This is a genomic window from Bradyrhizobium sp. Ai1a-2 (assembly GCF_000426245.1).
In the GTDB taxonomy this organism is placed as follows: Bacteria; Pseudomonadota; Alphaproteobacteria; order Rhizobiales; family Xanthobacteraceae; genus Bradyrhizobium.
In genome coordinates this window covers 1-2476 of the sequence record NZ_AUEZ01000204.1, presented here as the reverse complement: position 1 = coordinate 2476, position 2476 = coordinate 1, and the positions used below count along the sequence as shown (strand labels likewise).

Here is a 2476-nt window from a genome sequence, read left to right as displayed (position 1 = left end):
TTGCTCACGATCCCGCGAAATCCATGCTCACGATCGTCTGAAATCTCTGCTCACGATGCTCTGAAATCCGTGCTCACGATCCCGCGAAACATGCATGGCATCGTAGTCCCTCCTCATCTAGGCCAGTCATGTCGGGTTATGAGAAGGCCAGCGGGGTTTCGCTGTGATGTCAGCAGGGACGAGGCTAGTTACGTCAGTAATGGCCCCGGTGAAAACGTCCATAGACCTGGGGCTCCTCGTTAATGTCATAAGCGGCCACACCGGGTCTGAATTTGCGCCCCTCCAAATCCAAGACTGCGCTCGTATCGAATGGGAACGATTGGTTTGGCGATACTTCCATCACTCCATTGCAGTCCATCGTGATCGGCCTCTAGTCGGAGTCGTCTGGCAGCACGCCTCCGGATGGGCTTGTTGCTGTCGCTGCGGCATCGCTCAAAGAAAGAGCCGCCGCGAAGGGCAACTCGAATACAGCCGTAAGACAAAGAAGGGCGATCGACAGGCTGTAGATCGTAATGTTCCCATCGCATTGTGATCGCTTGTCGTACTCGAAAAACATGGTCGACCTTAGGGAGAGGGGATGGAGATGCAGGTCGCGATAGGTTCGTCGGCATTGATGCAAACCCACGGTGATGGGTGCGTCGCGCCGACGATCGCGCTGGCGATCAGGACGAGCCAGAACAAGACCTCACCGAGGCGGGACATTGCAGCAGCCATCCATCATCGCTCTCACAAGCAGCATCACCCTTCCGGGGCTGGAGCTGGAGTTGGATGGGATTCTGTAGTCCTCTGGCCGGACGCGGCTTGCGTGAGAAGCTCTTGACCAGCGCGCGTTCACCAGCAAGGCAAGCAGAAGCACCAGCGCTACACAAACCAGGTTGGAACGGTCCCGTTCTTCCAAGTGACGAGGCATTTCAGAACAGTTTGCTCGCGGGATTGCAGCGAGCGATGACTAGCCACTGATGATCTTGTTGCTTCACTTGATCGCGAGACGGCAAGGTCGATAGGATCAGCTCTCCCGAAATCCGGTCTATCGTTCCTAAAGATAAGGAACCCTCATCCCTTCTGCCGAAGTTGATTACGGTGTCACCGATGTATGAAATGACGAAGTCGGCAATCGGCGTTGAAAGGGAGAACGAATAGTTCTCCAAGTCGAGGATCGCGCTTCCTTGCCAGGCGACGAGGGTATTCTTGTCTTCGTAAGTTGAGCTTCCCCTGCACATCATGGCGACGGGTTTCGCCTCGGCGGCGGGGACAAGGAACGATGCGGCTGAGATGAGTGCAGCAAGAATTCGAACGTGCATCACTGCTTAACCCCTGATCGTCATCCGGACGATAGATTTGAAATGAACCCCCGAGGTCGGGTTTGGTGCACTTGCCGTCGATGTTCAGGCCGCCGCTGATTGTCCCGGCGACTAGAATTTGGGGCGCAGTCTCTGCGATTGCGCGTTGGCCGTTGCTTACGTCCCTCACGATATACGATGCAGCCGTTCTCACTTGAACCGCACATTCGCTACTCTCCTTCCGAAGTGATTTCGTGGGCCGCCATTCTTGAACAGCTATGAGGACAGCCCACGTGGTGGGCTGCAGGATAGCTTTCTGAAAAGTCGATCCACACGCAGAGCGACAGGGGATCCCGTCGCTGATTTCCCCAACGGGATCGGTTACCGCGGTCGCATTTGAACTGACGGCTTCAGCGGCTTGAGCGTAGCGAGCTATTCAAATCGGAATGCTGCATAAAACATAGTAGGGTTACAGTTGTTATGCGCTTCGTCCGCGGTGAAATCACACCGTAACCCCCTTGTGCCCCTTTATATACCGCGACATCACTGCGCGGATTGGGAGAGGACTGCGATGGCAGGCAAAACGATCGGTAAACAGCCCGTAGCGATCGGCGCCGGCATTAGGGGCTTGACCGCAGCCGGTGCGCTGGCCGATCACTTCGAGCGGGTGATCGCGCCGCAGCACGACCGCCAGCCGAATCGAGCGTTACGGCGAGGCAGGGTGCAGCCCCAGCATCTGCGCGTCTTGTTGCGAGGTAGCCGGCGGGCATTGACCGCTCTGTTTCCACCTTTCGCGCGAGACCTGACAAATACCGGCTCGATGCCGCTTCGAACTGCATGCGACATACATACAGAGATCCCGGGTCTCGGTTCACTCCCGCCACGCGATTTCGGCTGGTTCATCTATTGCGCGTCCCGTCCGCCGATCGAACCAATTACGCGCCGACAGCCGGTCATAAGCCTCATCGCATGCATACTGCTTGTTCATCTGAGCAAGGTACGCCAGTCCTTTGCGAGACTGCCTTCGATGTCCTTCCAATAGCGGTGCATGATTGGATTGCGCGTCTCGCCGGCGGAGTGACAGAGATGCCGTATCTATGAACTATAGCGCGACAATCTGGGTGGGGAGCGCGCGACAATCAGGATGGCGAGTCAGTGTCGCGGCGAGATGATGATTGCTGCGAAGATTGTCGCGC

The 2476-nt window shown here is 56.7% G+C and carries 2 protein-coding genes; both read right to left on the bottom strand.

Translation table 11 applies throughout. The features are described from left to right. Positions 1-564: 564 nt before the first annotated feature. Complete coding sequence (locus K288_RS53970) at positions 565-702, bottom strand: hypothetical protein (protein ID WP_160169094.1); 138 nt, start codon at positions 700-702, stop codon at positions 565-567. A 209-nt stretch (positions 703-911) separates the two neighbouring features. Beyond that, positions 912-1301, bottom strand: coding sequence for a hypothetical protein (locus K288_RS0143070; protein ID WP_027584837.1), 390 nt, complete (start codon positions 1299-1301; stop codon positions 912-914). Between the last annotated feature and the right edge of the window lie 1175 nt (positions 1302-2476).